Genomic DNA, 24,934 nt, shown 5'->3' with positions numbered 1-24,934 from the left:
CTGATAATATGAAAAGATTATTTACAAAACAACTTATGGTAAAATTACAGCGATGTCTGTTATATTTTTGCCTGATCACAATAGGTCTGAATATTTCTTCGTGCAAAAAGTACCTGGATGTTGTGCCTGATAATGTCGCTACAATAGAGCATGCATTTGCCAACAGAATAGAAGCTGAGAAAGTCTTGTTCACCTGCTACTCTTATCTTCCGAATGACGGGCACCCGGATTTAAACCCTGGATTTAGCGGCGGCGATGAACTGTGGACTTACTGGCCCTTGACCCAGGATTATTTTTACCTTGATCCTTACAATATCGCCAGGGGGCTGCAAAATCCTACTACGCCCAACCTCAATTATTGGGATGACGTGGGCGGAAAAAACCTTTGGCAGGCTATAAGGATGTGCAATATTTTTCTCGAAAACATAAATAAGGTAAGTGATATTGATCCATTCCTCAAAAATCGCTGGGTTTCCGAAGTGAAATTTCTAAAGGCGTATTATCACTGGTATCTATTCAGGCAATATGGCCCGATTCCCATCATGGACAAAAATCTGGAAATTACGGCATCTCCGGCACAAGTAAAAGTTTACAGGCAACCGGTGGATTCGGTAGTGCATTATATATCCGGATTGATCGATGATGCAGTAAGTGGAAAAGATGCGAACCTGCCAGACAAAATTACCAGCGCATCAACTGAACTTGGCCGTGTTACAAAACCCGCGGCACTCGCTATAAAAGCCCGCCTCCTGGTAACAGCAGCAAGCCCGTTATTCAACGGGAACGCTGATTTCAGCGGCTTTAAAAATAGTAATGGACAGTTGTTATTCAATCAAACTTTTGATGCTTCCAAATGGAAGAACGCTGCAGATGCTTGTAAGGCTGCTATTGACGCTGCAACGAAATCCGGTAATACTTTATACCATTTTAATGAGGTGGGTTTTAACCTGGATGATGCCACTAAAACTGAAATGAACATCAGGAACGCCGTTTGTGAAAAATGGAACAGCGAATTGATTTGGGGGAGTACAGCAGGGGGGATTCCAACCTACTGGCTCCAGCTTTACGCGTGCCCTCAGATTAATCCCAACGAAATCAATCTTGATCTGAAAGGTAAACTCGCGCCAACGCTGAAGATGGCAGAACTATTCTATACAAATCATGGTGTTCCAATAGATGAAGATAAAACATGGGATTATGCCGGACGTTATCAGCTCCGTGCCACTGAAGTTGCCGATACTTTACTACAACAAAATTATAAAACCGCAGCATTGCACTTTAACAGGGAGCCTCGTTTTTACGCGGATCTCGGGTTTGACGGTGGTAAATGGTTTATGAAAAACGGGTTGTATGACATACAAAGTAAAGCAGAAGAATATTCCGGTAAAAAGCAAAGCCGGCTTTATTCAGTAACAGGATATTTTGCTAAAAAGCTTGTTAACTGGAACCTGGTTGAGACAAAAACTTCGGTTACGGTAGAATCCTATCCGTGGCCAATCATGCGCCTGTCTGACCTTTATCTGCTGTATGCGGAGGCACTAAATGAGAGCGGCCAAAGCGGTGCAGCCCTGCCTTATTTGAATCAAATCCGGGAAAGAGCGGGCTTAAACACAATTGAATCATCATGGGCAGCTTATTCTAAAAACCCTGGTAAATTCAATTCAGTTTCAGGTTTACGATCAATTATTCAGCAGGAGCGCGGAATTGAACTGGCTTTTGAAGGCAGCCGCTTTTGGGACCTCAGAAGGTGGAAAACTGCGCCTCAGGTACTTAGCCAACCGGTATACGGATGGGATGTTAATCAAAAATCCTTTGAAGATTATACCAGGCGCGTGCTGCTTTTCACTCAGCGTTTCGAGGGTCCTAAGGATTATCTATGGCCAATCAAGGAATCAAATTTACAAATCAACCCTAACCTGGTTCAAAATCCTGGTTGGTAAAAAGTCTTACAATGAAACTAAATATCAAAAATATAATAGCAGGTTGTCTAATAACTGGTGTTGCATGTTTTATCGCATGTAAGCAGGATAAACTTGAGCCCGCAGTAAAAGACAGCAAAGCTCCCGGACCTGTTTCAGGGCTAATTGTAAAAAATATAAGCGGCGCTGCAGTTATTAGTTTTACCCCTCCCGCAGACGAGGATTTGTTATATGTGCGGGCTTCTTACAAAACCAGAAGCGGCGTAATACATGAAACTAAGGTTAGCAAGTACAACCGTGAATTAACAGTGGATGGGTTCCCGGACACACTTGCATATGATATAAATATCTATGCGGTTGATAAATCAGAAAATGCCTCTGAACCCGTAACAATCACTGTACACCCCGGACGACCGGTATTTCAGTTGGTGAGGGATAGCCTGACCTATGCTGCTGACTTTGGCGGGATTAATGTCAAATATAAGAACGTATCAGAAACCAGTATAGCGGTGGTGCTGTTAACAAACGATTCAACTGGCAATTTCGTGCCTGTAAATACAGCTTATACAAAATCAAAGCAAGGTGATTTTTCCACCCGTAACCTAAAAGCGGTAGACACCAAGTTTGGCATCTATATCAGAGACAGGTGGGGTAATAAATCGGATACTTTACTATTTCATCTTACACCCTTGTTTGAGGAGCAATTGGACAGAACAAAAATTCACCCCATTGTATTACCTACTGATGCTCAGGTTGGGCCTCAGTACGGCGGTGGAGTAGAAAAGTTATTTGACGGGAATACAACAAATGCCGGTGGGTATTACCATACCGGAGATGATTCCAAAATGCCGCAGTGGTTTTCATTTGATCTTGGCGTTCAGGCAAAACTCAGCCGGTTAAGCTGGTTTATGCGTGAGGGTTTCTTTTATGACCTGCATAACCCACGGGTGGTAGAAATATGGGGAACGAATGCGCCTGCAAGCGACGGCAGTTTTACGGGCTGGACATTGTTGGCATCACATACCCAGGTTAAACCATCCGGTCTTCCCGCAGGACAAAATTCGCAGGCAGACATAGATGCCGCAACAGCGGGTGAAAATGTCAGTTTCCCGTTAGATGCTCCCAAGGTTCGTTACCTGCGTTTTAAAACGTTGAAAAACTGGTCGAACGGAACCTATGTGAATTTTAATGAAATAATGATTTGGGGCGACACTAAATAAGATAAAATGAAAAAAGTTGTATTATTAGGATACCTGCTACTAATCGCAGGATTGTTTTCTGCCTGCGTAAAAAAGGACGAATTCAAAAAATATTTGGTGAACGGGGAAATTGTTTATCCCGGCCGTGCAGATTCTGTAATCGTTCGTTCCGGCCATAACCGGGTTCAAATTGCGGTTGCGTTAGGAAATGATCCCCTGGTAACGAAGGTTAAAGTATTTTGGAAAAATTTCCAGGATTCTCTTGAGGTAAAGGTTAGCCAAGTATCGAAAAAAGATACCTTAAAAATACCCATAACCAACCTTGCAGAAGGTAATTACAATTTTACGCTTTATACCTATGACGACAAGGGTAATCGTTCGGTTGGAATTACAACTGCCGGACAGGTTTATGGGGATGCGTATATCGGCTCCTTAAATACCAGGACTTTAAAATCACTTGAAGCATCACCCGATGGTAAGGACATTACATTGCTATGGGGTGCTCCTTCAACAGGAGAGACAAGTACAGAAGTCACCTATACAGGTGCCGACGGAAAGTCCAAAAATGTGACGATTGCAGCGGACACTGCGCAAATTGTCCTATCCAACTTTAAGGATAATTCGGAAATATCTTACCATTCCGTATTTGTACCGGATTCGTCTTCTATAGACTTTTACTATTCTACCCCGGAAAAGGCCACACTTCCTGTCTTTGAACGTTTAATGGATAAATCATTATTTAAAGTAGTACAACTTCCAACTGACGTAAATGAAGGCGGTTATGGTTGGCTTGAAGAATATCTTTGGGATGATAATTATAATCCTCCTGGGTTTGCCACAGAGTCCGTAATTCCTTGCTGGTTCACAATTGACATGGGGCAATCTGTTTCCCTGAGCCGCTTAAAGTACTGGCAGCCTGCCGACCGGCTTTACGATCAGCAAAGCGTGAAAAAATTTGAGGTATACGGCAGTAATAATCCGCCAGCTGACGGCAGTTGGGTAGGCTGGACAAAACTTTCAACATGTACTTCAAATAAGCCATCCGGATTACCTGCAGGGGAGGTAGGACCGCAGGATGCTGCATACGCATTGGGAGGAGAGACATTCCTTTTACCAGAACATTTATCAAAGTTTCGTTACATCCGCATAAAAGTATTGGAAGTGTGGGGTAGTGGTGATTTTGCAGCGATGGAGGAATTTAATTTTTATACACACGATCATTAGAAACTTATGGTGCCATTCAGGTACCGCTAAACAAATGAAAAAAGCTTATTTATTTATTGTAACGATTGCTATCATCGGTATAGGGCTTATAGAGCCAGTAACAGTTAACGCGACAGGTAGTATGCAACAGACCGACAGCATACCGCCAACTACCTGGAAAGAACATTGGTTTCAGCACAATTTAACACTTAAACGGGTATTCTTCGATGCAAATATCGCCGTCTATTATGACGAAAATATGGATACGACAATTACCTGGCCGTTTAAAATATTTTCTGACGCCTGGGCTTATGCAAAAAGTAATTATGGAAAATTAGGACCCGAACGCCTATATATTGTTTTGCACCAGGGAACTTATGGAGGCGGGCATCCTTCAGGATTTTATTCAGCGACACACGATTATAGGAATACTATTGATTGTGGCCTGGATAAATGGGATGGTAAAACTACCGAACAAATTTTGATGCCGATTCATGAAATGGGTCATCTTGTAAATGATGTAAGCCATGGAACATTTGGCTCGCCATCAGATGCTGTTTGGGGTGACAGTAAGTTTATGGAGATTTTCAATTATGATGTGCTCATGCATATCGGTCGCCGTGAAGAGGCGGCAAAATATAAAGTTGCTACAGTTAGACAATCAGATAATTTTCCAAATCCATCCACTTATTGGTTCCGTGATTGGTTCCTTCCTATTTATAATGCCTATGGTGAAGGGCGCGTTCTGAACAACTATTTCGCTCTTCTTTCTGCCAATTTCCCTAAGGATAAGAAAAAGCGGTTCACACGTGACCTGAATATGGGTGAATTTGTTCATTTCTGGAGCGGTGCTGCAGGGGTGGATTTGAGTAAAACAGCAATGAAGACCTTCCATTGGGGCAAAAATGAAAATGCACAATTTTTAAAAGCAAAAAAGGATTTTCCGTCTATAAAATACAATTAAAATGAAAATCAGAACTAAACTATCAAAAAGGTTTTTTTTAAGCCTTTTATTATGTATTGCCTCATTGCTTGTTATTAATACGGCAAACGCTGAAAAAATCGATCTTAAGATTTTATATGTCGGCTATGATCCGGCGCGCCCGATGCCTGAAAAAGTGGTTTATTTCAGTACATGGGAGCCTGCTATAAGTTTGGGGTATAAGACCCGGATGAAAGATTTTAAAATGTATCTTAATGACAGATTTACTAATGTTCAAGTTATCGACGTACGTGATTATAAGCCATCTATTTCACAAAATGTCGATGTAACCATTTTTGATGCTGGCCCTGTAAATTTGCCAGCCGATTTTGACCGTCCGGCAATTCTACTGCATGCCATGGCCCCTAATATTGGTATCCCAATTCGTTTGAAATTTGACTGGTATTGCCAGTGCCTTGAAGATGATGCGCTAAATGTTGATTTAACGCACGAAATTTTTAATGCGCCGATAAAGGTCCGTCCAACAATGGTAGAAAAGCCTACACCACTTTCTTTTTTTAACGGACACCAGGCAGCGACAACACCAAAAACGATGAAAATGTGGAATGTGGTTAAGGCAAATTCCTCAAAGCAGGGAAAATACCTGATTGGTATGGTTTCCCATGGAGAAGGTTTTAGCGATTCTCCGGATGCTGAAGTAATATCCGGTGGAGATTGTTTGAAAAACGCCGAAGCCGTTGCTATTGGCAGGCATGGAAATTTTTTGATGTGGGGATTTGCTGCTTCTCCGGAATATATGACGGAAGAAGCTAAAAATGTATTCGCTAATTCGATCAGTTATATCAAAAAATATGATCACAAACCTGTAATTGTGAGGAAGACACAAACAGCGACAAGGGCAGAGATTGATGAGCTGATTTACCGCATAGATGAGGACCTATATAAAAAAGCCCTTGTAGCCAGAAAGGAAGGTAACGCACGATTATTAAAGATGCAAAAGGAATTGCGGGATAAGAAAGCTGCAGGGGAAAACATCGGCCGAAGTAATGAAATGTTTTTGTTGATGCCGGTTACCAACGACCTTCAGTCTTTTGACGACTATCTAAAACAATTTGTAGGCGAGGAATTATTTCAAAAATTTGGAACTGATACAAAACTTTACCATCAATATTTCAGAGATAACTATGAATACTTTTATCCTCAAAATGAACTGAGTTTAAAAATTGATACAGATGTCAAATCACTTGCTATTTCCAATAGAGATCCACTTCTGCTTGAAAAATGCGTTTCGATGCTGGAGGTACCGTCACAGGAACAATTAGCAAACAGACTTTTGGAAAGATATACTAATGAGCATTTTAAAACGGTATCTGAATGGCGTAACTGGATAAGTGTTTTTAAGAATAGATTGTTTTTTAGTGAAAGCGGAGGATTTAAATTCTTTGCCGATTCATCAGGGGTGAATAATCAGGCTTTCAAAAGAACCCCCATAATAGGAGATGTAAGTGAACATCCAATTGCGGCAGACCCGGTTAAGATAAGTTACAAGTTGGTTAAGTCAGTCAAGTCCAAAGCGGTGAAACTAATTGTTACTGCTAAAATTCTTGCAGGTTGGCATATTTATGCTTACGTACCAAACGAAAGCCCGTTCGTTCAAACTAAACTAAAGTTAGTTATTAATGGAAGGTCATTAAAAGCAAAATGGCAAAGCACGCCAGGCATTGCTTTAAATGCATCACCACAGACTTTTGTCTTTGAAAATATTGCGGAGTTTTCCACCGTAATTCCTGAAGGGTCTGCACGCATTGGAAATAAGATCTCCTGTGGATTATATTACCAAGTTTGTAATGACAATAAATGCTTTCCGCCTCAGGAAAAGAACCTTCAGGTGATCCTTTAATTTGTTCGGACTCTCCAAAATACATTAAATGAAAATCAACATTATATTGCTCTTAATTATAGGGAGTTTACATTACTTAAGAAAGGGTCCTGAAACAGAATTTAAGCAAAAGACGTCTACCGTAGATAACCTGCCCGATCTTAATCTGAAAAATGTTAAAGGTGAGAGCTTCCATTTATCAAGCCTCAAAGGTAAGTATGTTTTACTGGATTTTTGGGCAAGTTGGTGTATGCCTTGTATCGCATCCATGCCGCGTGTAGATAGCCTCTACTCAAAATATAGCGGAAAGAACTTTGCAGTTGTGAGTATATCGATAGATAAAAGCAGGGCCGCATGGTTAAAGGAGCAAGCAAAACATCATATTCCATGGATAAATACAATTACTGTTGATACAAAAGCTACACAATTTTTCAACGTTAAAGCCGTCCCATATACCGTTTTAATAAATCCTAACGGAGAAGTTATTTTGACAGAAGAGGGTCTGTCCACAGAAAGTTCGATTGAAAATAAAATACATGAAATTTTCCGAAACACTGTGAAATAACCCTAAATTAATGACACTAAAAGAGCTTGAAAGGCAGCATAGAATTTCTATGCTGCCTTGGCTCAAACCGTGCATCTCTGCTATGGTTTTTTAAGCTGCCGTGCGATCCATTTGGCTATCAGCACATAATACAGTCTTTTTAAACCTGCGCTTATCGATGCCCGAGACGGCCTATACATTTATCCCTTTATTAACTGGATTTCGCAATTGAGTTTGATTTCATCAGATACGACGATTTTCCCTGCTTCAGTTACAGCATCCCAAGTAAGCCCGAATTCTTTACGGCTAACTTTGCCTGACACTGTAAAGCCAGCTTTCGTCTGACCATATGGATCTGTTACAATGCCGCCAAACTCTACATTTACTGTTAAAGGTTTGGTTACGCCTTTGATAGTCAAATCCCCGTGCAAAAGATAATCGTCACCAGATGGCTCAAAGCTCTTTCCTTTAAAGCTGATCAACACATGTTGTTCGGCGTCAAAAAATTCCGATGATTTAAGGTGCGTGTCTCGCTGTTCATTTTTAGTGGTAATCGAATCCACATCGGCTGTGAATTCTATCTGATGAGCACGAGTAAAATCATCGTCTTCGGTCTCCACTTCCAGATTGTAGCTGGTGAAGTTCCCGGTGATCGTTGTGATCATTAAGTGTTTAACTTTAAATTGGACCTCACTATGCGTGGGGTCGACTGTCCATTTCGTTGTCATAATGCTTATTTTATAGTATTTATGCCAATGTTTTTGCCAAAATCGTAATATACTGATAAGCAATACATTGCATTTTTTTTCTATTTTTATTGTTACGCTATTACGTTATTGATAACTACATATGGTTGTCGCCTTGGTACCTGCCATCCAATCTTATGTTTAGTTGATTTGAATAACGTTTCGGACTTACATTGGAAGAATGGCAAATGATAATGTATAATAATAAAAACCTTTATAGCTGAATGTCGAGCCCACGCAGTTACGAGGGGATAAAAAATCCCGAAATTTGTGTTTTCGGGATTTAAGGTTTTATTAAAAAGCAGTTTTAATTACTCCACCATCTGCACGCAATGTAGCGCCATTTGTAGCAGATGACAAAGGACTCGCAATAAAGGTTACCATATTTGCAATTTCTTCAGGTTCAATAAATCGCTTTAATAAGGACGTACCGCGTACGGTTGTAAAAAACTCCTTTTCCATTTCGGCGCTTGTTAGTCCCTGCGCCTTCGCCACTGAATCTATAAAAACGCTTACGCCTTCAGAAGCTGTCGGGCCAGGTAATACGCTGTTTACCGTTACTGCGGAACCTACTGAAAGTTCCGCCAAGCCACGGGCAACAGCTATTTGAGCGGTTTTTGTCATTCCATAATGAATCATTTCGGCCGGTATTTGAATAGCTGATTCGCTTGAGATAAAAATGATGCGTCCCCAATTTTTCGTGAGCATCTTTTCAAAATAAATTCTGGATAGACGAATGCCGCTTAAAACATTTACCTCAAAAAACTTAAACCATTCATCGTCGGGAATTTCTTTAAAGGCGATTGGATCAAAAATACCAACATTGTTTACCAGAATGTCCACTTCAGGTAATTGTTCGAGCAACTCGTTTATGTCCTGAACTTTGGCAAAATCTGCGGAAATTCCCTGAACATTGCTATTGCCGGTTTCTTTAATAATACTTGCTACAGTAGCGTCTATTCTTTCTTTGCTGCGCCCGTTGACAAAAACTGTTGCGCCTTCGGAAGCTAAAGACTTTGCGATAGCATAACCTATTCCTGCGGTTGAGCCCGTAATCAGGGCTGTTTTGTTTTTTAATTTAAGATCCATGATATTTTTATAATAGTTTTGAAGATTTGTTACTAAACCGAAGCCATGCAGCTAACATTACTGCTGGAAACAGTATCGCCGGTAGACCAATTGTACTTGCTGATATTGCGCCGAAAAGGCATCCCGCCAAAAAGCCCGTGATGAGCACTAATTGCTTACCAAAACTGAAAATGGTATCGGGGTCTCTGTTACCAGAAGAAATTAGCTTCATCAGGTCAATAGCTGCCTGAGTTACGTTGCCGGTCATGACTGTTGTCAGGCCATAAGTCGTTTTATTGTAGATTTTGCCAAAGGTATTTTGAAAGGCCATTGCTACCACTACTAAAAAGGCCACAAATTGAACTTGCCAACTTAAAAAATCTGCGGGCATGGGTATAAAAAAGGTAAAGATTCCGCAGAAGAAAAGTACTGCGGCCTGTAAGTTGAGCAACAGATATATATTAGTAGATTTTGACGCTATTTTCTGTCCCGCCATTGCGGATAAGACAAAAACAGGAAATGTCAGTAGCTTTTGCCAGGCATGACTATCGGGCCCCTTAATAATGTCATAGGCAAAAACTATGAAGTTGCCGGTTACATGCGCGGAAAACAACTCCCCGGCAGCGACGAATGTTAGGGTATCGCAGAACCCTGCCACAAAGGAAAGCAACAAGGAGGTGTTTCGGATTAACTTTTCGTTTTCCATTGAATTTAATAATTACGTAAAGCGTTAAACAAATACTGGTCAACTGAAAAAGTCCCAGGTCCTGTTACCAGCAACAATAAAAAGCAAATAGTGTAGATGTAGGGAACATCCCTTATTTCGGGGCTATCGTTCTTATGGACAATAAAATATCCTATTGCTGTCACTCCAATTGTAGGCATTACAGCCAGCCTTGTGCAAATCCCCATTGTTACCAACAACGGAACTACGGTATCGGAGAACGTTGCCAATAGACCGTTTAATTTTTCAGGTAAATGAAACGGGTTAGGTATTTTTTCTATCTGCCCATTTTTTGCTCGAAACTTCTTCATACCATGAACCCTAAAAAGCTCGAGGGAAAGAAGTACTCTGAATATCAGTATAGCCCAGTTATTTATAACTGATCCCACATCAGAATGAAGTATAAATTTTATTAATTCGGTCATTTGCTTAATTTATTTAAAAGGCAAAGCAGGAGCATCCTAATGCACCCCAAAAGGTTGTTAAATCGTTGACTGGAATATTGCTAAGCCGCGCTACGTTATGATTATGAGCATGAACGTCGCAGCTGCCGGCACACTGGTGAATTGTTTGAGCCGCCAGGCTTGTTTGTGTTGCAAGATCCTGTTTACGCAAAACCGCAGACCCTTGCCTGGTGCGGGCATATTCCTGATTGTTGGTTTTTGAATAATAGCCATTATAAATTTTTGAAGGCGACCAGTCTGGCAGAACCGGAACCGGTGCCGGATCAAGGGCAGCAAACTTTCTTTTTGCATAAACAACTTTGCCACCGACGATAGTCATATCAGCTTCAATTTCTTTTATTTCAGCTTCCCCGACATTGAAGTAATCCCTGTCAAGAACAACAAGATCAGCGAACATTCCAGTCTTTATACTTCCTTTTTTATTTTGTTCATTGGAGAACCATGCGCTACCTTTTGTATAAATTTCAAGTGATTGTTCCCTGGAAAGGCGTTGCTCTAAACCATATATTTCCTTCCCGCCAACAGTTTTTCCGCTTGACAGCCAATAAAGGGCCAGCCATGGATTATAACTGGAGACACGTGTTGCATCTGTGCCACCGCCAACAGGTACGCCGGCTGCTATTATCTTCTTAACCGGAGGTGTTTGCAAGGTTTTTTCTGAGCCGTAGCGGTTAGAAAAATATTCGCCCTGGAACGCCATCCTGCTTTGAATAGCTATGCCGCCCCCAAGCTTTGCTACGCGGCTGATATTTTTTTCATCAATTGTTTCAGCGTGGTCGAAAATCCAGGGCAGACCGTTAAATGGCATCTCACGATTTACCTTTTCGAATACATTTAAAAACCTGCTTATACTTTCATTATATGTGGCATGCAACCTGAATGGCCACCGGTTTTCAACTAACAATTTGATTACCCGCTCTAGTTCATCTTCCATATTTACAGGTAGTTCAGGCCTTGGCTGTAAGAAGTTTTCAAAATCCGCTGCGGAGAACGTCAGCATTTCTCCTGCGCCGTTGTGACGATACATTTCATCTCCCTGATACAATTTTACTGAGCTGATCCAATTTTTAAAATCGTCTGCCTCCTGCTTAGGGTGTTGGGTAAACAAGTTGTATGCTATTCTTACAGTAAGCTGATCTTTTTTATTTAGCTCATCTATAACCTGATAATCATCCGGGTAGTTTTGGAACCCGCCGCCTGCATCAATAACACTGGTAATCCCGAAGCGGTTCATCTCCCGCATATAATGCCTGGTAGAATTTAATTGGTGCTCATAGGAAAGTTTCGGCCCTTGCGAAAGTGTCGAGTATAAAATGAGCGCGTTTGGTGTGGCTAATATTAAGCCTGTAGGTTCGCCGTTTTTATCATATTCTATTTGTCCGCCCGCTGGTGCTGGTGTTACTTTCGTAAATCCGATAGCTTTTAAAGCTGCTTTATTCAAAAATGCCCGGTCATATAAATGAAGTATAAATACAGGCGTATCCGGAGACAAATCGTTTATTTCTTTAAGCGACGGCATTCGTTTTTCTGCAAATTGAAATTCAGTCCATCCCCCAACTACACGAACCCACTGCGGTGAAGGCGTTCTCTCGACTTGTACTTTAAGCATTCTGAGTGCATCAGCAAGTGATGGAACTCCGTCCCATCGAAGTTCTAAATTGTAATTCAGCCCTCCGCGAATTAAGTGAGTATGTGAGTCGTTTATTCCCGGTATTACAGTTTGCTTATGCAAATCTATCCGCCGGGTTGTGTCGTGTGAATAATTCAAAACTGATTTATCATCAGTTACCGCAATAAACTTTCCATCCTTTAACGCTACTGCGGTTGCGAAAGGATTTTGGGGATCAAGGGTATGAATTTTCCCATTAAAGAGAATCGTGTCAGCTTTCATCTTGAACTTAATTTATAATCTAAAATTTATAGGTAGCAGTAATGCCAGACATGAGTATGTCCTTTCCACTACCGGATTCTTTAAGAAATTCACCCGCATTAAACCAAGTAAGTTCCGCCCGGACGTATAAAAATTTATTCGGCGAGTACTCTAAAGCAGTTCCCAGCTGGTGTCCAATTTTTTTGGATTTCTTTTGCTGACCAGTATATATCAATTTTCCATTTACAGCATATATACCATCATTCTGATTCATCCTGTAAAACATGTCATAATCTTCAGACCATGTAAGGTGTTTACCTAAAGCAACTGAAAAATAAGGATGGGCATCTATTAGGTTTACGGGACCAATCAATGCGGCCAGTCCGAAATAAGCACCTTTTGGAAAGAGTGGATTAAAAGTATTCAGCCTGTCATCTCCATGCTTCCTGTCGCCGCTAATAAGTTCCGTTTTTAATCCTATTTGCGGCTTAAAAGCATTTTGATGGAAAGTGTAAGAAATATTAGCTGAGGTGGTCCAAGCAGAGATCTTTGAATCACCGAGTGAACCAAACTGATATAGGGCCTCGACGTCATACAGCCAATCCCCTGTTGATTTCCATATACGGGTTCCGACGCTATGCCGTACTTCTGCACCCGAGCCATCATCAAATTTCGCGGTAGATTTGCTTAGGCCTAAATAATAAATATCTAAATTGTTGAGAACAGGAACCTGGTTTATTACTATATATTCTCCCCATAGTTTCACACCATTGCTAGTTTTGTCATCGAAAATACCTGGTTTGGCCTGGACATAGAATCCAAAAAAGCCATCTGCTTTAAAATTGTTTTTTGAGAAAGATAATTTTGCAGCGTCAAAAGATTGACGGTTATTTGGCCCTTCCCGCACAGATATCAGGCGTTGCGATCCGTATGATAATTCCTGTCTACCTAATCTTAAGATTAAGTTATGATCATTGTCCTGGTTAACAAGCCATTCGGCAAAAACCTGGTGGGCTTCCAGTGGATTTCGATCAACAGGTGAGGGTGTTTCTACCTGCCCATCTGCAAGACTGCTTTGTAATTCTAAAAAAGCTCGTAGCCTTTTACTAATTCTGAGGTCAGCATGCAATAGGGCACGCGTTAAAACAAATCCATCACGATCTTCGGACTCATCACCCCAACCAGGGTTTTTGTAATGAAAATATTGGTAGCGGATCTCGCCACCAATTTCAAGCGTTTCATTTGCTTTAGCATCATTAACTGAATGCTCTGTACCAAGCCTTGAGGGAATACGCGTCAAGGTATCCTGAGCGTTGGCTTCAAAAACAACCACAATTAACGATAACAGGATAAAATACTTTACCATCGCTGATCGCATTTTTGTTTAATTAATGATTAAGCATAGTGTGAGCGTACTGTATTCCAATACCGTACGAACCTCCGTACCTGGTAGCGAGCTCCATAACAGGCTGGTATGTTTCCTGTCTTGCCCAGTCACGTTGCAGTTCAAGCAAATATTGAAGTGAAGTCATCGGGCGGGCGCCCGCCTGAACCATTCTTTGTACGGCACGTTCATGGGCCTCCTTACTTACATCACCGCAAGCATCGGTAATGATATAAATTTGAAATCCTTCTGCTATGGCAGATAGGGCAGGTCCTACAATACATACCCCTGTCCACAATCCGGCAAACACAATTTTATCTTTTAAATGGTTAGTAATCGCCTTATATGCGTTATGGTCTTCCCAAGTATTCATGCTTGTTCTGTCAATGTAAGCACCGTTGCTTTGCGGATAGAATTCTTCGACTTCCGGAAAAACCGGCCCACTGAAGGAGTTTTCAGCTACAGTCGTTACAACAGTCGTAACGTCGAAAATTTTGGAGGCACCGGCGATAAGACCTACGTTGTTTCGTAACTCCGCCGTTGAAATACTTTTAGTAGCAAATGCCATTTGGCCTTCAAAATCAATAAGGACAAGCGTGTGATTTTCAGGAGATAGTAATTCTGATGATGGTTTCATGATATATCTTTTTGATAACCCTTGCCAAGATCACTGCCATTTACTTAGTTTTCTGAAAACCAGTTTGTTAAGAATTTTGATAAAGTTATAGTTACGGTATTTCGGCATATAGAGGGCAATGCATAACGATATATCGTTGCAATTTATGCATCATTTAAACATCCGATAAAATTACAGCCATGTTGAAATCACTCTATTTCGTTGGGCTACGACAGATTGACGAAATAAAGTTGAATTATTTGGTCTGTAATCATATAAGCATTTGATAGTCAATTATTTATAATTTTGGAAAGTGTTTTGGGTTAGTGTTCAAAACCATTAATTATGACAAGTCAGATTTTTACGAGAAATGAAAGGCCCAAACTAAGAACAGAAAGGGCCCGGCGTTCCAAGTTAGCAGCATTGGTGATTCGTCTCCATCAGGCGGGCTTCACCAATGATTTCTTTTTAGCAAATAATGCAGTGATGGTGTGTTCGCAGGATGGATCTCAATATAGCATACAAGACCTGCAGATTCGCAATATTGAAATAGGTCGTGAAAATAATGTTTCCAAAAGGAGAATTATTCATTTAATCCTAACTCCGGAAGGTCAGAAGGGCTTGTTATTAACGGATATACCTTTGCCTGTTACAATTTACAAATTCAGTCAGGTAGAACCGAACCTATCTGATAATATGATGTGTTTAAGTCCGGTGCAATCAGCCTTCCTATGCAAGAAGCTTGAAAGCGCTTTAATGAGCGCCTTTACAAATCAGCGCATTAACCGATATGTCAACACGATTGATGCTGAAAGTGAATACATTAATTTGATGGCAGTTGAAACTGAAGAAAGCTATCATGATTTACGGCTGGCAACAGGCAATTGGGATGCCATGCAACAGGAAGATCGCTGCTATATTATAAGCAGCTTTCTTCGGTTATTTAAGGGTGTTGCGAACATTAGCGATTACGGAAAAGCTTGCAGGGTGTTTTGCAGCTTGTTCTTAAATGAATTTGCATCGTTGCTAAGTATAACTGATCTTGTTGATGCATAGCGTTGAAAATGAGGGCTTACCTGGTAATGCCCAGCCTCTTCATTTTTGAATTAAGTGTTGTTGCCGGTAAACCAAGCATTTCGGCGGCACCGCCCCGCCCGGAGATCCTTCCATTACATTTCTTTAAGATTTTAATGATGTAATCTCGTTCATTCTCATCCATAGTTCTAATCTTAAAAGGCTGATCGGATTCTTGTTCTTCTTTTGGTGCCGGTAAAGGAACTTGATCTATGACCAAGCCCCGGTTTAAGAGTACAGTGCGCTCCATCAGGTGTTCGAGTTCACGAACGTTTCCAGGCCAGGTGTAATTAAGCAGATCTTTAATTGCCTGCGCAGACAGCGTCATTCCTGCCTTTCCTGCTCTTGATCCAAACTGGTCAACGAAGAAAGTTGCCAATTGTGGAATATCATCGCTCCGTTCACGCAATGATGGCAATGTAATCGGAAATATATTTAACCTGTAATAAAGATCTAACCGAAACTTTCCTGCAGCTACTTCTTTTTCCAGGTTACAATTAGTAGCGGCAATAACTCTCACATCCACTTTGATCGTCTCCCGGCCGCCAAGTCTTTCGATCTCTTTTTCTTGTAGTGCCCTTAATAGTTTAGCTTGAGATTCCAATGGTAATTCACCGATCTCATCCAGGAACAAAGTTCCACCAGCCGCCTGTTCAAATTTTCCAATTCGCCTATCCGTTGCTCCGGTAAACGCCCCTTTTTCGTGTCCAAAAAGTTCGGATTCGATTAAGTGGGTTGGGAGGGCGGCGCAATTGACCACTACTAAAGGTTTGTGATTTCTTTTAGATAAGCCATGAATTGATTTAGCGAACCGTTCTTTTCCTGTGCCACTTTCGCCGAGTATCAGCACAGTGGTATCCATAGGAGCAACGATGCTAAGGTGATCAAGTGCCGTTAATAATAAATGACTGTTACCAATAATTTCTTCAAAATTTTTCGAATGTGGCTTCGCTGCTTTAGACAATTCAGATACTTTGGAGTCCTCATTTCTTGAAATCAGAGCAGGGCTATCGGATAATTCCTTTAAGGTTGAGGATAGTGTACCCTCAAGTTTTTTTATAAGGTTTAGATGTTTTCTACTATAAATTCCGGGTTTTCTACTGTAAAATGAAAAAGTAAATCCGGCTTGACCGGATATATTAATTTGCATGTTAAGATTTGTAACCATTTGGAAAGTTTTGGCGATAAATCTTGTTGCTGCGTTATTCTTGCAAAGTTCATCAAAGTCCTGTCCATCGTAAACTGATGATATTCCCTCATATGTTTCCGGCGTCAGCAATCGCAAAAGATCTCCTTTTCTCAGGTTGGAGACATTAAGCAACTCTGCATTACCCATCATTTGGTACTCATTGAAACCAGTTCTCAGGTAGCTTATCACATCTTCAAAGCGACTGTTGGTTACAATCAGATAATCGAATGGTATGTGAGGCTGAATGGTTTTTGCAATTTTCAAAAATTTAGAACGCCACTCTCCGGAATTTGTTAGGATGTCAGCTAATGTTGTTTGAAGGTTATTTTCAGCCATTTTCCTGGCCAATGTATTTTGATCGTGTGAATATTGCGCAACATCTAAAGTTACAAGTACGTCTTTTAAACGAAATGGCTTAACCATGAATCCGTAAGGATGTGTTGCTTTCGCAGCTTCCAGGATATTTTGATTTGAATTTGCCGATAGATATACAAAAGGTATATCCTCAGCAGACAATTCAGCAGCCAGATCGATTCCTGTCAGTTTACCTTTTAGATGTATATCTAATAATACCATATTAGGTTTTTCTTTTGCAACTATCATCCTTGCCTCTTCCACTGAGTCAGCTGTCTCACACACCTGATACCCAGCATTTTCAAGGATCATAGCAAGGTCGTTAGCTACTATGAACTCGTCTTCAACTATTAGTATTTTGCTTTTCATAATTTTACTTGGATTGTAAAGGTTCTTGCGCTTTTTGGTTATTAAATTTTATAATAATGCATACACCATCTTTATTTTCAATTTCGAGATCCCCACAAATTTGTTTACTTAATCCACGCATTAAGGTCATCCCTAAAGAATGACTTTTACCCGGCGCATGATCTTGTGCCAGTCCAATTCCATTGTCGCGGATTGCTAATTGATAATCATTGTCAGATATTTCGTCTATCGAGATCATGATCTTGCCATTTGAATTTTTGGGGAAGGCATATTTGATGGAATTCGTAATTGCCTCATTTATAATCAAGCCGACAGGAACGGCTTTGGTGACTTCCAGTTCAAGTGGAACGAGCCGGGTTTCAAATAAGATACGTGGAGCTGTATTAAAGCTATCGCTTAAATAGGTAATAAGGTCATCTATATAAGCTGGAAGGCTAACCATGGCAAGACTATCAGATTGGTATAGTTTCTGATGAATCAGGGAGATAGATTGCATCCGGTGCTGACTTTCCCGGATCGCGTTATAAGCAGCAACATCATCCAGATAAGCAGATTGGGTATTAAGAAGACTAATAACAATCTGCAAATTATTTTTGACGCGATGATGAATTTCCTGCATCAGCCATTCTTTCTGTTTGATCAGGTTTTCTTTATCATTTTCTATTTTTTTCAATGAACTGTTCTTGAGTTCGATTTCATTTTGTTGCTTTTTAAGTTTGAGGTTTGTCAGCCGTTTCAGTTTAAATCGGCTGTAGCTTACAATGAAGAGCAGCAGCAGGAGAACACTACCTCCGAATATGAGTGTTTGTGCAGTTCGTTCTTGTTTGAAGTGCAATTTTCTCAGGGAGGTTATTTGAGCGTTATTTGAAGTAAAAACTGCATGAGAAACCGGTAAATTACCGGATGTACTAAGGCTTGGTCTTTTGCTATCAATGTAAATTTTCAGACCGGCAAAACTTGGAATAGTTAGAAAGTTGAAAAAGGTAACTAGGAAAAAACAAATCAGATATCCTGGATTAATATTTAGAAAGCGATATATGATTTTCATTATAGTGTTTCCTGAATTCTTTATAGGAATTTTGAATTCAAATTATGTGCTTAAATATTATCTTGTTGATTTACAAGTATTTCGATTTATTTGAAATTTTAGAATAACTTTATATCACCACTAATGACGATATATCGCCATTGCTTTGATAAGGGCTAAGCGTAATGACATGTTCCTTTGCCGGTAGTAATAGGGTTATTTTTACCCCATTTTCATTAGAAAAAAGCAACCTTCCTTTAAGCTCTTTACTGAGGTCGCGCATTAAATTAATACCTAGAGCGCTTTGGTGATGTAAAAGGCAGGTGTTGGAAGCAACAATACCATTACCATTTATTTCAAGCTGTAATCCGCAATATTTATTAAGGAAGGAATGAATAATGACCAGCCTTCCTTTATTATCTGGAAAAGAATGACTCGTAGCATTTATCACTGCTTCGTTTATGATTAATCCCAGAGATACTGCTGCGAAGACATCCAGGTCAATTTTATCGCATTTCAATCCAATTCTTACATGATTATCTTTATTAATTACCATCCAGAGATTGGTTGTTAAATCATGTAAGTAACCAGACAAATTAATAGTGGCCCAACCTTCCGTTGGACATAGGTGCTTATATATTAATGTTATTACTTGTTTTCTTTGTTGGCAATATTGTAAAGCTTCGAAGTACTTATTAGCGCTTAAATAAGCCACTTGAGTATTAATGAGACTAATAATCAACTCTAGATTATTCTTTATAATATGTTTTATCTCTTTTATGAGTATTTCGTTTTCTACAAAAAGCTTTTCTTTTTCATTGGATAGTAGATCGAGTTCGACTTGCCTTAAACTTATATGGTTACTTAAATTCTCTATCAAACCGTTTGATTTCTTCTTAAGCCTATAAGAGTTAAAATGCAAGCCTATTATCACTATTGTTAATAGCGTAACTGCTAGGAACAGGACTCTGATGCGAATTGCCTGGATTGAGTTTAATGAGCGTAACTGACTTTCCTCATTAGGTGTTCGCGACGTTCTTTTAATCTCAGTAAATACTAATTCTTTTTCAACGCTTTCAAGAAAATATCGCATGTGTACAATACTGAACCCTTGTACCTTAATGGCATTATTTAAGCAGCCTGCGAATACAATGATCAATAAGAGTCGGTTCATATGTCTTATATATGCAGTATTTAAGCCAATAAAATTCATATCAATGAACCTTCTCCAAAAATTACGATCAAACTCACTGTAAATTAGGTTATTAGGACATTTTGAATCTCATTTGTAATTTGATTATAGCTTTCAATTAATACGATGACCGGGTTTAAACAACTGTATTACGTTGGCGATATGTTTGCCAACGATATGTCGTTGGGATTGCAGTAACCAAAAAGCATCAGGTATCAAATGAAAACTTTAAATGTTCACGTTATTTCGTTGCTAAAAACCTACCCCTGACGAAATACAGTTATATGCCGGAATTTAATTCTTATTAAGTACTTGATTTTCAATAAATTACTATTTTGGTTGTGCTCTTGTCTATAGGGTGAGTATAAAACTTACAACTATGAACAGATTAAGTAACAAGACCGCATTAATCACTGGCGGAAACAGTGGAATTGGTTATGCAACAGCAGCAGCATTTGTTAAAGAGGGCGCACAGGTAATTATCACCGGTCGCAATTCGGATACAGTTCAGAGCAGTGCGGAAGATTTAAAGGTTACCGGAATAGTCGCCGACCAGGCCGACCTTAATTCAATTAAAAACCTTGCTTCTGAAGCAGCAGCAAAATTTGGCAAATTGGATATCATTTTTATGAATGCAGGAATTGCCGCTTTCGCACCTTTCGAGACAGCAACCGAGAAGCATTTCGATGACATAATGAACATTAATTTTAGAGGCCTCTATTTTACACTTCAAGGATTACTTCCGATTTTGAATGATGGCGGATCAATTATTTTCAATACTTCTATAAATGCAAATATCGGAATGCCGGGTTCATCTGTTTACGCGGCAAGTAAGGGTGCGGTTCTATCGCTGGCCCGAGTGCTTGCGACAGAACTTGCGGGGCGTCAGATCCGCGTTAATTCTATCTCTCCCGGGCCGGTAACAACGCCGCTTTATAATACTCTTGGAATGTCACAGGATGATATGGCTGCAATGGGAGCGATGCTCAGCAATAAAATACTTTTAAAAAGGTTTGGCCATGTTGATGAAGTCGCACTCGCAGCAGTATTTCTTGCTTCGGCTGATGCTGGCTTTATGACTGGTAGCGAGCTTATCATTGACGGAGGCCTTTCGGTTAATTCGGTTACAAATTAATCGCCACGCCAATGAAAACGATCAAATCTAAACACATCGTGTTTATCACCGGTGCATTTGTTACTGCAGATGCCTGGCAGGAATGGCAAGTTTTTTTCAGTGAAAGAGGATACCAAACTTCTGCCCCGGCATGGCCGCACAAGGATGCACCTGCCTGTACCTTGAGGCAACGCCATCCAGATCCGGCAATAGCAAGTCTCCGCCTTGAGACACTGATCGAGTACTTCATCAGGACCATAGTTAATTTGCCTGAAAAGCCAATCCTAATCGGACACTCGATGGGCGGACTGATCGCCCAGATATTAGTAAACCGTGGATACGCAGCAGGTGCTATAGCTATACATTCTTTACAACCTAAAGGCGTCTTTACTTTTAAGTTTTCTTTTTACAAAGCAGGCTGGGGGCCGCTTGGTTTTTTCACATCAACCAAAAAGTCTTTCCTGATGACTTTCAGGGAGTGGCAGTATGCTTTTACAAATGGAATGTCTTATGAAGAGCAAAAAGAAGGTTACTATAACTTTCTTACACCGGAGTCTAAATTACTGATTCGTGATGGCATCTCAGACGCCGCTAAAGTAGACTTTAAAAAAGCTCATGCCCCGCTGCTATTTGTAGCAGGAGGGAGCGATAATTTTATTCCGGCATCTCTCAACTTCAGCAATTTCAAAAAATACAGTCATGAACAATCGGTTACCGATTACACCGAATTTCCGGGTCGAAATCACTTTGTCCTTGGCCAATCCGGTTGGGAAGATGTTGCACAATACATATTTACATGGCTAAACAATTAACGAAATCATGAAAAAATTAATCATCATAATATTTCTGACTTCGATGTTAGGTGCATCGGCGCAGCAAAAAGCTGATATGATCATTTATAACGGCAAAATAGCCACTATGGTCAAACCCGGTGAGTTTAAACAAGCCATAGCCATGCATAACGGCATTGTACTGGCCACCGGCACTACGGAGGAAATCGTAACAAACTATAAAAACACGGCCACTAAACTGGTAGATGCCGGCGGCAAAACGGTCATCCCCGGCTTAAACGATAGCCACATGCATGCCATCCGCGAGGGGCTTAATTATAACATGGAACTACGATGGGATGGTGTAAAAACCCTTAAACGCGCCATGCAAATGCTAAAAGAGCAAGCTGCCCGTACCCCAGAGGGTGCCTGGGTGAAGGTTGTAGGCGGCTGGAACGAATTTCAGTTTGCAGAAAAACGGCAGCCCACAATCGACGAAATAAACGCCGCTGTGCCGGATAAACCTGTATTTATTACTTACCTATACGGCAAGGCGTTCCTGAATAAAAAAGGGATAGAGGTGCTGGGCTACGATAAAAACACCAGCTATCCCGGCAGCGTGGTAGAGCTGGATAAAGACGGCAAACCAACCGGCCTTTTGTACGCCAAAGAAACGCCGATGGCCATTTATCGCACTTTGGCCCTAACCGGCAAGCTCACACCCGAAGAACGCATCAACAGCTCGGAGCATTTTTACCGCGAGATAAACAGCTTTGGTATTACCAGTGTGGTAGATGCCGCGGGCGGTTCCCAAAACTACGATGCCGACTACCAGGCATCGCTGGCTTTGGCTAAGGCGGGCAAATTAACCGTGCGTACGGCTTACTACCTGTTTGCGCAGCAAAAAGGTAAAGAGTTTGCTGATTACGAAAAATGGATTACTCAAACATACCCCAACAAAAACGACCATATACTAATGGCTAAAGGTTACGCGATGGAAGGAGCAGGCGAAAACCTGATAGCCACCGGTGCCGACTTTGAGAACTTTTTGGAGCCGCGCATAGTGCTCTCGCCGGATATGGAGACAGATCTGGAGCCTGTTATACGCCTGTTGGTAAAAAACCGCTGGCCCTTTAGGCTGCATGCTACTTACGGCGAATCTATCGACCGTATGCTGAATGTGTTTGAAAAGGTGAATAAAGACACCCCTTTTAAGGGCTTGCGCTGGTTTTTTGACCACGCCGAAACCATTACCGACCCTGAATTGGCCCGCGTTAAGGCCCTTGGCGGTGGCGTAGCGGTGCAGTTCAGGATGTATTTCCAGGGTGAGCTTTATACCAAAATGTACGGACAGCCTAAAACGCAGCTACCGCCCATTAAAAAAATGCTGGCCATGGGAATCCCGGTGGGTATGGGTACCGATGCGCCCCGCATTTCTACCTATAACCCCTGGATGGCGATGCACTGGCTGCTTACCGGCAAAACTATAGGCGGCATGCAGTTTTGGCCGCAAGACCAGATCCTGGATAAGTTCACCGCCCTGCAGCTTTATACATCTGGCAGTGCGTGGTGCTCGGGCGAGCAGGACGTGAAGGGTAAACTTGTGAAAGGCATGTACGCCGATATGGTTATCCTGAGCGACGATTACTTTACCGCTAACACTGAGCAGGTTAAACACATCACCGCTTTGATGACCGTAGTGAACGGCAAAATAGTTTACGCCTCGGGCAAATACGCTGTCGAAAGTCCGGCTATCGCAGCCGCTATACCGGTATGGTCGCCCATTAATTACTATGGTGGGTATCAAAAATAAAATCATCTTAATCAATCAGAAAAATGAAAAAGTTAATTGTAAAATTATGGGCTACCAGCATGTTGCTGCTGTGCCTGTGTGGCGGTGCTTTCGCCCAAATGCCGCCTGTTATACCCATTTGGGATGCCAATAAAGTAACACTGGGGCTGCACAAGGTAAGTAAAGATGTTTATGCCATTATCCCCACCACTGCAGAAACGGAAACTACTAAAGGCATCCCGCAGGCTACTACCGGTGGCTTTATAGTAGGTGAAAGAGGCGTATTGCTGATAGAGGTAATGCTTACCAAACGCCTGTACGACCAGGAAGTAAAGCTGATACGCTCGGTAACGGATAAACCCATCATTTATGCGGTAAACACCAGCGACCACGGCGACCATTGCTTTGGCAACTACCTGCTGCCGGAATCAACGCTTATTATCCAAAACGAATTTGCCAAAGACAATCTGGCCAAAAACTACGATGGTATTAAAAGCTTTATGGTAGGCTTGTTCGGCAGCGGCAGGGGTATCGAAAATACCGTATATCGCCCGGCGGATATTGTTATCCCCAAAAACAATAACCTGAAAATAGACATGGGCGCCGGTAAAATTATTGAAATGATGAACGTGGGTACCGCCCAATCGCCTGCCGACCTGTTTGCATGGATGCCAAACCAAAAAGTGTTTTGGGCTGGTAACCCCTTTATAGCCGAAAGTCCGGCTATCCCATGGCTTTTCGATGGGTTCTTTTTAGAGCCTGCGGCCAACCTCAAAAAAGTATATGACTTTTTGCCCGGTGATGCCATTGTGATACCCGGCCACGGACGTATCACCAATAAAGCAGGAATCAAATACACCATTGATTACGTGCAGGAATTAAAGACCGAAGTGGAAGCTGCTGTAGCCAAAGGCCTTACACTGGAACAAACAAAAGAGGCTGTAAAAATGAAGGATTACGATAAGGGCTACGTGCTGTTTAACTGGCTTCACTACAATTTTAACCTGCCCAACGCCTACAAAGACATCAGCGCAAATAAGAAAAATTAAACCATACATAAATATATCAAACAATTAAATCATGAAAACAATAACAAAAATCAAACATCTGATTGTTACCCTGCTTTTTACAGCAATAGTTGGTAACGTATTAGCGGCAGTTAGTCCTGCTAATCCACCATCAAATTTTAAGCACGCTTACGCTACTGTAAATGGGGTGAAAATCCACTATGTTATAGGAGGTAAAGGCGAACCCTTGTTGCTGGTGCATGGCTTTGGCCAAAACTGGTACATGTGGAACAGACTACTGCCCGAGCTGTCAAAACACTTTACCGTTATCGCGCCTGATCTGCGTGGTGTGGGCGAATCCGGCAAGCCCGCCGCCGGTTACGATAAAAAGAACATGGCTGTTGATATGCACGAATTAATGAAAAAGTTGGGTTACAAAAACATAAATCTGGCCGGCCACGATATTGGCTTGATGGTAGCTTACGCC

At 41.2% G+C, this 24,934-nt stretch carries 22 protein-coding genes; 12 read left to right on the top strand and 10 right to left on the bottom strand.

What is annotated here, in order from left to right:
* Positions 1-8 precede the first annotated feature (8 nt).
* From WC615_RS08505 to WC615_RS08480, 6 genes are read left to right on the top strand one after another with little or no spacing between them, the layout of a single operon-like run.
* On the top strand, positions 9-1,940 hold the full coding sequence (locus WC615_RS08505; protein WP_372977681.1) for a RagB/SusD family nutrient uptake outer membrane protein: 1,932 nt from the start codon (positions 9-11) through the stop codon (positions 1,938-1,940).
* 11 nt (positions 1,941-1,951) lie between these two features.
* On the top strand, positions 1,952-3,139 hold the full coding sequence (locus WC615_RS08500; RefSeq protein ID WP_372977680.1) for a DUF5000 domain-containing lipoprotein: 1,188 nt from the start codon (positions 1,952-1,954) through the stop codon (positions 3,137-3,139).
* 6 nt (positions 3,140-3,145) lie between these two features.
* Entirely contained in the window at positions 3,146-4,342 is a 1,197-nt protein-coding gene (locus tag WC615_RS08495) for a DUF4998 domain-containing protein (protein WP_372977679.1), read from the top strand.
* 34 nt (positions 4,343-4,376) lie between these two features.
* On the top strand, positions 4,377-5,285 hold the full coding sequence (locus tag WC615_RS08490) for a hypothetical protein (RefSeq protein WP_372977678.1): 909 nt from the start codon (positions 4,377-4,379) through the stop codon (positions 5,283-5,285).
* 1 nt (position 5,286) lies between these two features.
* On the top strand, positions 5,287-7,164 hold the full coding sequence (locus tag WC615_RS08485) for a hypothetical protein (RefSeq protein WP_372977677.1): 1,878 nt from the start codon (positions 5,287-5,289) through the stop codon (positions 7,162-7,164).
* Between the two features lie 28 nt (positions 7,165-7,192).
* Positions 7,193-7,708, top strand: a complete 516-nt coding sequence (locus WC615_RS08480; RefSeq protein WP_372977676.1) for a TlpA family protein disulfide reductase — start codon at positions 7,193-7,195, stop codon at positions 7,706-7,708.
* A 179-nt stretch (positions 7,709-7,887) separates the two neighbouring features.
* Here WC615_RS08480 and WC615_RS08475 read toward each other — a convergent pair whose 3' ends face one another.
* The 7 genes from WC615_RS08475 to WC615_RS08445 all read right to left on the bottom strand — a co-directional run bounded on the left by WC615_RS08475 (position 7,888) and on the right by WC615_RS08445 (position 14,580).
* Complete coding sequence (locus tag WC615_RS08475) at positions 7,888-8,415, bottom strand: YceI family protein (RefSeq protein ID WP_372977675.1); 528 nt, start codon at positions 8,413-8,415, stop codon at positions 7,888-7,890.
* 312 nt (positions 8,416-8,727) lie between these two features.
* The gene (locus tag WC615_RS08470; protein ID WP_372977674.1) at positions 8,728-9,522 is read right to left on the bottom strand and encodes an SDR family NAD(P)-dependent oxidoreductase; all 795 of its coding nucleotides are present in this window, start codon (positions 9,520-9,522) and stop codon (positions 8,728-8,730) included.
* Between the two features lie 7 nt (positions 9,523-9,529).
* Positions 9,530-10,207: a YoaK family protein gene (locus WC615_RS08465; RefSeq protein ID WP_372977673.1), complete on the bottom strand. Its 678-nt coding sequence runs from the start codon at positions 10,205-10,207 to the stop codon at positions 9,530-9,532.
* Between the two features lie 5 nt (positions 10,208-10,212).
* On the bottom strand, positions 10,213-10,650 hold the full coding sequence (locus tag WC615_RS08460) for a DoxX family protein (RefSeq protein ID WP_372977672.1): 438 nt from the start codon (positions 10,648-10,650) through the stop codon (positions 10,213-10,215).
* A 13-nt stretch (positions 10,651-10,663) separates the two neighbouring features.
* Entirely contained in the window at positions 10,664-12,580 is a 1,917-nt protein-coding gene (locus WC615_RS08455) for an amidohydrolase (RefSeq protein WP_372977671.1), read from the bottom strand.
* Positions 12,581-12,599: 19 nt separating this feature from the next.
* Positions 12,600-13,937: an alginate export family protein gene (locus WC615_RS08450; RefSeq protein WP_372977670.1), complete on the bottom strand. Its 1,338-nt coding sequence runs from the start codon at positions 13,935-13,937 to the stop codon at positions 12,600-12,602.
* 10 nt (positions 13,938-13,947) lie between these two features.
* Complete coding sequence (locus tag WC615_RS08445; RefSeq protein ID WP_372977669.1) at positions 13,948-14,580, bottom strand: isochorismatase family protein; 633 nt, start codon at positions 14,578-14,580, stop codon at positions 13,948-13,950.
* 324 nt (positions 14,581-14,904) lie between these two features.
* On the opposite strand from WC615_RS08445, the gene WC615_RS08440 reads away from it, so the two are divergent.
* Positions 14,905-15,615: a hypothetical protein gene (locus WC615_RS08440; RefSeq protein ID WP_372977668.1), complete on the top strand. Its 711-nt coding sequence runs from the start codon at positions 14,905-14,907 to the stop codon at positions 15,613-15,615.
* Between the two features lie 16 nt (positions 15,616-15,631).
* Here WC615_RS08440 and WC615_RS08435 read toward each other — a convergent pair whose 3' ends face one another.
* The 3 genes from WC615_RS08435 to WC615_RS08425 form a co-directional block, all read right to left on the bottom strand.
* A complete protein-coding gene (locus WC615_RS08435) occupies positions 15,632-17,545 on the bottom strand; it encodes a sigma 54-interacting transcriptional regulator (protein ID WP_372977667.1) in 1,914 nt (637 codons plus the stop codon).
* Between the two features lie 4 nt (positions 17,546-17,549).
* Positions 17,550-18,593 (bottom strand): sensor histidine kinase, encoded by a 1,044-nt coding sequence (locus WC615_RS08430; protein WP_372977666.1) that lies wholly within the window; start codon positions 18,591-18,593, stop codon positions 17,550-17,552.
* Between the two features lie 109 nt (positions 18,594-18,702).
* The gene (locus WC615_RS08425; RefSeq protein ID WP_372977665.1) at positions 18,703-19,785 is read right to left on the bottom strand and encodes a sensor histidine kinase; all 1,083 of its coding nucleotides are present in this window, start codon (positions 19,783-19,785) and stop codon (positions 18,703-18,705) included.
* A 358-nt stretch (positions 19,786-20,143) separates the two neighbouring features.
* Between WC615_RS08425 and WC615_RS08420 the strand changes: the two genes are divergently transcribed.
* The 5 genes from WC615_RS08420 to WC615_RS08400 all read left to right on the top strand — a co-directional run.
* Positions 20,144-20,899 carry an SDR family oxidoreductase gene (locus tag WC615_RS08420; RefSeq protein WP_372977664.1) on the top strand — a complete coding sequence of 252 codons (756 nt, stop codon included), beginning with the start codon at positions 20,144-20,146 and terminating at the stop codon, positions 20,897-20,899.
* Positions 20,900-20,910: 11 nt separating this feature from the next.
* Entirely contained in the window at positions 20,911-21,690 is a 780-nt protein-coding gene (locus WC615_RS08415) for an alpha/beta hydrolase (protein WP_372977663.1), read from the top strand.
* A 7-nt stretch (positions 21,691-21,697) separates the two neighbouring features.
* A complete protein-coding gene (locus WC615_RS08410; protein ID WP_372977662.1) occupies positions 21,698-23,461 on the top strand; it encodes an amidohydrolase in 1,764 nt (587 codons plus the stop codon).
* A gap of 23 nt (positions 23,462-23,484) precedes the next feature.
* Positions 23,485-24,489: a hypothetical protein gene (locus WC615_RS08405; RefSeq protein WP_372977661.1), complete on the top strand. Its 1,005-nt coding sequence runs from the start codon at positions 23,485-23,487 to the stop codon at positions 24,487-24,489.
* A 31-nt stretch (positions 24,490-24,520) separates the two neighbouring features.
* The coding region (locus WC615_RS08400) for an alpha/beta fold hydrolase (protein WP_372977660.1) at positions 24,521-24,934 on the top strand (414 nt) is incomplete at its 3' end.

The organism is Mucilaginibacter sp., assembly GCF_041663085.1.
Lineage (GTDB): Bacteria > Bacteroidota > Bacteroidia > Sphingobacteriales > Sphingobacteriaceae > Mucilaginibacter.
This window is presented reverse-complemented; position numbering and strand designations above follow the sequence as displayed.

Bases quoted from the DNA above. Each gene is read 5' to 3' on its own strand.
- WC615_RS08505 (WP_372977681.1), top strand. From the start codon at position 9: ATGAAAAGATTATTTACAAAACAACTTATGGTAAAATTACAGCGATGT.
- WC615_RS08500 (WP_372977680.1), top strand. From the start codon at position 1,952: ATGAAACTAAATATCAAAAATATAATAGCAGGTTGTCTAATAACTGGT.
- WC615_RS08495 (WP_372977679.1), top strand. From the start codon at position 3,146: ATGAAAAAAGTTGTATTATTAGGATACCTGCTACTAATCGCAGGATTG.
- WC615_RS08490 (WP_372977678.1), top strand. From the start codon at position 4,377: ATGAAAAAAGCTTATTTATTTATTGTAACGATTGCTATCATCGGTATA.
- WC615_RS08485 (WP_372977677.1), top strand. From the start codon at position 5,287: ATGAAAATCAGAACTAAACTATCAAAAAGGTTTTTTTTAAGCCTTTTA.
- WC615_RS08480 (WP_372977676.1), top strand. From the start codon at position 7,193: ATGAAAATCAACATTATATTGCTCTTAATTATAGGGAGTTTACATTAC.
- WC615_RS08475 (WP_372977675.1), bottom strand. From the start codon at position 8,415: ATGACAACGAAATGGACAGTCGACCCCACGCATAGTGAGGTCCAATTT.
- WC615_RS08470 (WP_372977674.1), bottom strand. From the start codon at position 9,522: ATGGATCTTAAATTAAAAAACAAAACAGCCCTGATTACGGGCTCAACC.
- WC615_RS08465 (WP_372977673.1), bottom strand. From the start codon at position 10,207: ATGGAAAACGAAAAGTTAATCCGAAACACCTCCTTGTTGCTTTCCTTT.
- WC615_RS08460 (WP_372977672.1), bottom strand. From the start codon at position 10,650: ATGACCGAATTAATAAAATTTATACTTCATTCTGATGTGGGATCAGTT.
- WC615_RS08455 (WP_372977671.1), bottom strand. From the start codon at position 12,580: ATGAAAGCTGACACGATTCTCTTTAATGGGAAAATTCATACCCTTGAT.
- WC615_RS08450 (WP_372977670.1), bottom strand. From the start codon at position 13,937: ATGCGATCAGCGATGGTAAAGTATTTTATCCTGTTATCGTTAATTGTG.
- WC615_RS08445 (WP_372977669.1), bottom strand. From the start codon at position 14,580: ATGAAACCATCATCAGAATTACTATCTCCTGAAAATCACACGCTTGTC.
- WC615_RS08440 (WP_372977668.1), top strand. From the start codon at position 14,905: ATGACAAGTCAGATTTTTACGAGAAATGAAAGGCCCAAACTAAGAACA.
- WC615_RS08435 (WP_372977667.1), bottom strand. From the start codon at position 17,545: ATGAAAAGCAAAATACTAATAGTTGAAGACGAGTTCATAGTAGCTAAC.
- WC615_RS08430 (WP_372977666.1), bottom strand. From the start codon at position 18,593: ATGAAAATCATATATCGCTTTCTAAATATTAATCCAGGATATCTGATT.
- WC615_RS08425 (WP_372977665.1), bottom strand. From the start codon at position 19,785: ATGAATTTTATTGGCTTAAATACTGCATATATAAGACATATGAACCGA.
- WC615_RS08420 (WP_372977664.1), top strand. From the start codon at position 20,144: ATGAACAGATTAAGTAACAAGACCGCATTAATCACTGGCGGAAACAGT.
- WC615_RS08415 (WP_372977663.1), top strand. From the start codon at position 20,911: ATGAAAACGATCAAATCTAAACACATCGTGTTTATCACCGGTGCATTT.
- WC615_RS08410 (WP_372977662.1), top strand. From the start codon at position 21,698: ATGAAAAAATTAATCATCATAATATTTCTGACTTCGATGTTAGGTGCA.
- WC615_RS08405 (WP_372977661.1), top strand. From the start codon at position 23,485: ATGAAAAAGTTAATTGTAAAATTATGGGCTACCAGCATGTTGCTGCTG.